We start from the raw sequence: 6,085 nt of genomic DNA, 5'->3' as shown, positions 1-6,085 counted from the left end.
CCACGGCGGGGGGGTCACCCGCCCCGGCCAACCCGCGCCCCCCCGCCGCCCTGCCGCCCCCGGCGCCCGCGGCCCCCGCCCGCCGGGGGCTGCGGGGGGGGCGGGCGCCGGGCGGCGGGGGAGCCGCCCCCGGGAGGGCCGGGCCGCCCCCGGGCGGGGGTGTCAGGGCGGGGTGGTGCCCGCCCGGTCCACGGCGTCCAGTGCGGCCTGCCAGGGGAAGTGCGGCGGGGTGTCCTGGCCGGGCGGGCCGGGAGTGAAACCGCCCTCGCCGTAGAGGACCCCGACGCCGGCGCCCCGCAGCACGGACAGGGACTGCTCGAACCGGGGGTGCGCGGCCAGCGCGGTGTTGACGCAGGGCACGGCGACGGCGGGGGTGTTCTTGCCGAGGGCCTCGGCGGCCACGCCGGCCACGAACCGGTCGGTCAGGCCCAGGGCCCAGGAGTTGACCGAGTTGAAGGTGGCGGGGGCGAACAGCAGCGCGCCGGCCGCGGGCCACACGTCGTCCTCACCGGGCAGCTTGTACTGCCAGCGCACGGGATGCCCGGTCAGCGCGGCCAGCCCGTCCAGGCTCCCGGCCAGCCAGTGCGCCGCCGTGGGGGTCAGACCCAGGCACACGTCCCAGCCGCGGACCTGGGCGTCCTCGATCACATGGGCCACGTCGAAGACGGGCGGGGCTGCGGAACAGAACAGGTAGAGCGTCCTCGTGGTCATACCGTCATGTGATCATATGACGCGACCCGCACCCAGCCTCAGCCGCCAGGCCACCGCGCCTGAGCACCAGGTCACCAGGCCAACAGGCCGCCAGGCCCGGCGGCTTCGCGGTCCGGCGCGCACGGTCACCTCCCCGCGCCGCGGCCCCGGCCGCCCCCGCTGTCCGGCCGCCCCCGCTGTCCGTCCGCCCCCGCTGTCCGGCCGGCCCCCGGCGGCCCCCGCTGTCCGGTCGGCCCCCGGCGGCCCCCGCTGCTCCGCGGCCCCCGCCGCCGGGGGCTGTTACGGCCAGTCGATGTCGTCGTCGGGGTAGGCGGCGCGGGCCCGTCCGGGCGTCCGGGCCGCGCGGGGCGGGGCCGGGGGGTGGGCTGTGGCGTGGGCTGCGGGTGTCCGGGACACGTGCGGTGCGCACGCCGGTGGCCTCATCGTCGACTCCAAGGCGCTGAATACGAGAACAGCAGGTCACCGGCCGGTCCGACGGCCGGTTCTGGAGAGTCTGCCTCGCTCGGGTGGAGGACCGCTCAAGGACCGCATGACGTGCGCACGAGACGGGCGGGGAACCGGTGGCAAAGGTTTGCCCGCGTGTTGCCGCCGACCCTACGCTCGGTGCCGGTTCCCGACAGAATTGTTTCCCCGCGACCCCAGGGATGCTCATGCTGCGACAGCCCGCCTTCGGACACCGCCTGAGGAAGCTGCGGACGGCCCGGGGCCTGTCACAGACGGCGCTGGCCGGCGAGGGCATGTCCACCAGCTACCTCTCCCGTCTGGAGTCCGGCGCGCGCCAGCCCACCGGCCGGGCCGTGGACTACCTCGCCGGACGGCTGGGCCTGGAACCCGGAGACTTCCAGGAACAGGCCACCGGATCCCTGGTCCACGCCCTCACCCTCGCCGCGTCCACCGGCTCCGGCGACACCGCCGGGGCACTGCGCCGGGCCCTGGCCGCCGAGGGCCACGAAGACCCGGTACTGCGCTGGCAGGCCCTGTGGCTCCTGGCCCGGGCCGCCCGCCTCCAGGGCGACCACACGGCCGAACGCGACCACCTCACCCGCCTCGTCGCTCTCGGCGAGGAAGCCGACGTCAGCGAACTCCGCGTCCGGGGCCTGACCCGCCTGGCCCGCTGCCTGCGCTCCACCGGCGAGATCACCCCCGCCCTGGACGCCGCCGTCGACGCCCACCGCATCGCCCTGGCCGAGGAACTGGGCGTGGAGGACCGGGCCGCCGCCCTGCTCGCCCTGGTCTCCGTACAGGCCGAGGCGGGCCGGATCGGCGACGCCCGCGGGTACGCCGACGAGCTGACCGCTCTCCTGGAGGGCCGCACCGACGCCCTGTGGGCCGAGGCCATGTGGACCTCCGCCGCCGTCCGCGTCCGCCAGGGCGACCACGCCGGCGCGCTGGCCTGCCTGGACGAGGCACTCGACCGCTTCGCCAGCCAGGAGGACCTGATCCTGTGGATCCGGCTGCGCCTGACCACCGCCCGCCTGCACCTGCAGCGGCTGCCCGCCGACCCCGCCTCGGCCGCGCACCGCGCCGCCGAGGCCGAGGCCGCCCTCGCCTTCGCCGGCACCCCGGCCCTGCGCCAGGACCTGACCGCCCTCAAAGCCGACCTCGCGTTCGCCACCGGCCACTACGACCAGGCCCGCACCCTCCTCGCCGAACTGGCCGCCGACCAGCCCAGGATGACCTACCGCGGCCAGGTACGGCTGGAGATCCTGCGCCACCAGCTGCTCATCCTGGGCGGCGACCCCGCCGGCGTGCAGGGCCTGCGGACCCTGGCCCAACAGGCCCAGGACGACGCCAACATCGACCTCGCCGCCGAGATCTGGCGGGTCCTGGCCGACGCCCTCACCCAGGCCGGACCCCCCGCCCCACCCACCCCGTCCGCCGTACCCGCCCCGTCCGCCCCGCCCGCCGCGCCTGCCCCGCCCGCCGCGCCTGCCCCGCCCGCCGCGCCTGCCCCGTCCGGCCGGGGGGCGGCCGCCGGGAGTTGAGGAAGCCTCGAGTCCCCTGACGCAGGCTGGAGCGCACCCGTACCGACGTCCAGGAAAGGGGGCCGGCCCATGTCCTCGCAGCGCGTGCACACCAGCGAGCAGACCGTGCCGGTGGCCGCCCCGGCCGGCGTGGTCTACGGCCTGCTGGCCGACGCCGTGCGCTGGCCGCTGCTGCTGCCCTCGCCCGTCCACGTCGAGCGGATGGACTTCGACGGGGTGCGCGAGCGGCTGCGGATGTGGGACGTGGAGGGCGAACGCGTCCGCTCCTTCCACCTGCGCCGCGTGCTGGACCCGCGGTCCAGGACCGTCGGGTTCGAGCGCGAGGACACCGCCCTGCCGGGCACGCCCACGACCGGGACCTGGACGGTCCAGGCCCTGGACGCCGGCCGGTCCCTGCTGACACTGCGCCAGGACCGCACCCTGGAACACCTGCCCGCCGCCGAGACCGCCCGCAGCCGCCACCGCTGGCAGCAGGAGCCGGCCGCCGAACTCGCCCACCTGAAGGAGACCGCCGAACGCTGGGAACACCTCGACGCGACGCTGCTGTCCTTCGAGGACAGCGTGCACCTCCAGGGCCCCGCCGAGCCGGCCTACGACTTCCTCTACCGGATCGGCGACTGGCCCGAACGCCTCCCCCACGTGGAGGCCGCCACCGTCGTCGAGGACGCCCCCGGCGTGCAGATCGCCTCCCTCGACACCTGCGCCACCCCCGACGGCCGCACCCTCAGCACCCGGGCGGTGCGCCTGTGCTTCCCCTCCGCCGCCCGGATCGTCTACAAGGAACTGGTGACACCCCGCCTGATCGCCGCGCACAGCGGCGAGTGGTCCCTGCTGCCGGACCGCGACGGCGTACGGGCCGTCTGCGCCCAGCAGGTGATGCTCCGCGAAGAGGCCGTCGAGGAGGTCCTGGGCCGGGGCACCGGCCTCGCCGAGGCCCGCCGGTACGTACGGACCTGGCTCGGGCGCGCGGGCGCCCAGACACTGGGCCTGGCCCGCTGGCACGCGCAGAACACCGTGCGCCGCCTGCGATGAACACGCGAGGGGCCCCCGCCGGACACGGGGCGGGCCCGCGGCACGCCCGCGCACGCGCACGAGCGCGGGCGCGACGAGTACGCGCACGAGAAGGAGGCCGCGGATGATCCCCGCCCGCTCCGGTCCGCCCGGAGCCCCCGCCGCGCCGCCGGCCGCGGACGCGCCCCTGCACGTCCCGGGCCCGGAGGGGCCCTGGGACGAGGTCGGCGACCGGCTCCAGGACACGGGCCGGGCCGTCGTGTGCACGACGTGGGGGCAGTGGCTGACCGCCGTGCTCCTGGACCCCGCGCTGCGCCCGCTGCTCGGCGACGACTGGCCGCGCTACCGCCAGACGCCCGCCGGGACCGGACGGATGCGGTTCGCCGTCTCGCGCGCCGTCGTGAAGTACGCGGCCGCCGCCGCCCTGGACGCCCCCGCGCACACCCTGGAACTCGGCCGCCACCCGGGCGGGCGGCCCGTGCTGCGGGGGCCGGGCGGGGAGGTGGAGGTGAGCCGGGCGCACGCCGGGGAGCTGATCGTGGTCGGCGTCAGCCGCACCGGGCCGATCGGCGTCCACGCGCAGCGCACCGGCCCCGGCGTCTCCTTCGGGCCGCTCCTGGAACGGGTGTGCACCGCGCGGGAGGGCGCGCTGCTGGCAGCGCTGCCCGAGGACGAGCGGCGGGCCCGCCTGCTGTCCCTGTGGGGCCTGAAGGAGGCCTGCGCCCGGGCCCTGGGGCCGGGCGCCGGACTCTCGCTGACCGGCTTCGGTTTCGCCCGCGACGGCCGGGGCCGCCTGGTCCTGTCCACCGTGCCGGGCGGCACGGAAGCCGCGCCGGGGGAGTGGAGCGTCGCCGGACACCTCGTCCAGGACCGCTACCTGCTCAGCGAGGCCCACCGCCGCCACCCCGCCGCCCCGCAGACCCCGGCCGCCCCGCACACCCCGGCCGCCTCCGCCGCCCCGGCCGGCGGGACCGGTGCGCAGGCGGGGGTCGACGCCGGTTCGCGGAGTGCTGCAGGCCCGCTCGAGGAACAGGGGCCCGGGCCCGGGGCGCTACTACGCTTCCCGCGACCGGTCACCTCCGGCCGGGGCGAGGGAAGGCGTACGCCGTGAACCCGAGGGAACCCGCCGCGGCCCCCTGCCCGCAGCACCCGCAGCACCCGCAGCACCCGCAGCACCCGACGGCCCCGCAGAGCCCGCCGGACCGGACGGCCCCGCAGGGTCCGCAGCACCCGTCGGTCCCGCGGAGTCCGTCCGGCCTGACGTGCCCGCCGGACCGTGTCCGTGCCGGGGTCTGAGGGGCGCTGCCGCAGCCGCCCGCCGGCCCGCACCGTCCGGGGCACCGGATGAGCGGCGCGGGCGCCGCGGACGGGCCCGGGACGGTCCTCGCGGTGGTCCACGAGGTGGCCCCGGCCACGCCCGGGAGCGTCCTGACCCTGGAACTGCGCGGGCTGCGCGACGACACGGACGCCGAACGGTTCGCCGCGTGGATCGCCGGGCGCCACCGCCGCCTCCAGATCACCGTGGAGGCCGCCGGGCCCGCCCGGCACACCCTGCGCATCCTGCCCGGACACCCCCCGCGGGGCACCGCACCGGCCCCCGCGCCGCTCGGCGCCGGGCTGCTGGCCGACCTCCTGGGCCCCGGCCCGGCCGCCGGCGAGCCCATCGCCCTGACCGGGTACCAGCGCGAGCTGCTCCTGAAGGCCGCCGCCGGCCCTCCCGGCCGGGGCCAGGACCTGGAACAGGTGTACTGGAACTGGTCCGGCCCCCTGGACCGGGACCGCTTCCACGCGGCCTGGCAGTCGCTGTGCGCACGGGAGTCGGTGCTGCGGGCCGCCGTGGACTGGACAGCGCTGCCCCGTCTGGTCCTGCACCCCCGCGCCGCCGTCGCCATCGCCCACCACACCCGCACCGCCACCGCCTGGCAGGACCTCCTCGAAGCGGACCGCGGCCGCGCCCTGGACCCGGCCCGCCCGCCGCTGCTGCGCCTGGCCGTGCTGGAGGGTCAGGCGCACGAGCCCGCCCGGATCCTGCTGACCTGCCACCGCGCCCTGCTCGACGAGTACGGGGTCCACCTCCTGCTCCGCGAGTTCTACCGCGCCTACCTGGCCGGGGGAGACCTGCCGGGCGGCGAGCGCCGGCCCGACCTGCGCGACCACGCCCGCTGGCTGGCCCGCCAGGACGCCGCCGGCGCCCGTGAACTGTGGACGCGCACCGCGCCCCCCGCCCGCCCCGCGACCGCCGTGGGCCGCCCCGGCCCCGGCACCGGCCACAGCGGCGCCGGACGCCGCCCCGCTCAGCGCCGACGAGGCCGACGCCCGCGCCCGCCAGCTCATCACCGAGGCGTACGCCCCGCCGACCTCACACCGCGACGAGACCC

At 78.0% G+C, this 6,085-nt stretch carries 5 protein-coding genes; 4 read left to right on the top strand and 1 reads right to left on the bottom strand.

Features of this window, described 5'->3' with window-relative positions; all coding sequences use genetic code 11:
* Window positions 1-162: 162 nt before the first annotated feature.
* A complete protein-coding gene (locus ABT106_RS30720; protein ID WP_351284003.1) occupies window positions 163-711 on the bottom strand; it encodes a flavoprotein in 549 nt (182 codons plus the stop codon).
* A gap of 650 nt (window positions 712-1,361) precedes the next feature.
* Here ABT106_RS30720 and ABT106_RS30715 point away from each other — a divergent pair.
* From ABT106_RS30715 to ABT106_RS30700, 4 genes are all read left to right on the top strand, one after another.
* A complete protein-coding gene (locus ABT106_RS30715; RefSeq protein ID WP_351284000.1) occupies window positions 1,362-2,696 on the top strand; it encodes a helix-turn-helix domain-containing protein in 1,335 nt (444 codons plus the stop codon).
* A gap of 69 nt (window positions 2,697-2,765) precedes the next feature.
* Complete coding sequence (locus ABT106_RS30710) at window positions 2,766-3,728, top strand: SRPBCC family protein (protein WP_351283998.1); 963 nt, start codon at window positions 2,766-2,768, stop codon at window positions 3,726-3,728.
* Between the two features lie 103 nt (window positions 3,729-3,831).
* Window positions 3,832-4,818: a 4'-phosphopantetheinyl transferase family protein gene (locus tag ABT106_RS30705; RefSeq protein WP_351283995.1), complete on the top strand. Its 987-nt coding sequence runs from the start codon at window positions 3,832-3,834 to the stop codon at window positions 4,816-4,818.
* 233 nt (window positions 4,819-5,051) lie between these two features.
* The coding region (locus tag ABT106_RS30700; protein WP_351283992.1) for a condensation domain-containing protein at window positions 5,052-6,085 on the top strand (1,034 nt) is incomplete at its 3' end.

Origin of the sequence: Streptomyces sp. NPDC002044, assembly GCF_040296725.1 — a bacterium.
GTDB classification, from domain to species: Bacteria; Actinomycetota; Actinomycetes; order Streptomycetales; family Streptomycetaceae; genus Streptomyces; species Streptomyces antarcticus.
Note: the sequence above shows the minus strand (reverse complement) of the source record. Positions and strands in the feature narration are given on the sequence as shown.

Bases quoted from the DNA above. Each gene is read 5' to 3' on its own strand.
- ABT106_RS30710 (WP_351283998.1), top strand. From the start codon at position 2,766: ATGTCCTCGCAGCGCGTGCACACCAGCGAGCAGACCGTGCCGGTGGCC.
- ABT106_RS30715 (WP_351284000.1), top strand. From the start codon at position 1,362: ATGCTGCGACAGCCCGCCTTCGGACACCGCCTGAGGAAGCTGCGGACG.
- ABT106_RS30705 (WP_351283995.1), top strand. From the start codon at position 3,832: ATGATCCCCGCCCGCTCCGGTCCGCCCGGAGCCCCCGCCGCGCCGCCG.
- ABT106_RS30720 (WP_351284003.1), bottom strand. From the start codon at position 711: ATGACCACGAGGACGCTCTACCTGTTCTGTTCCGCAGCCCCGCCCGTC.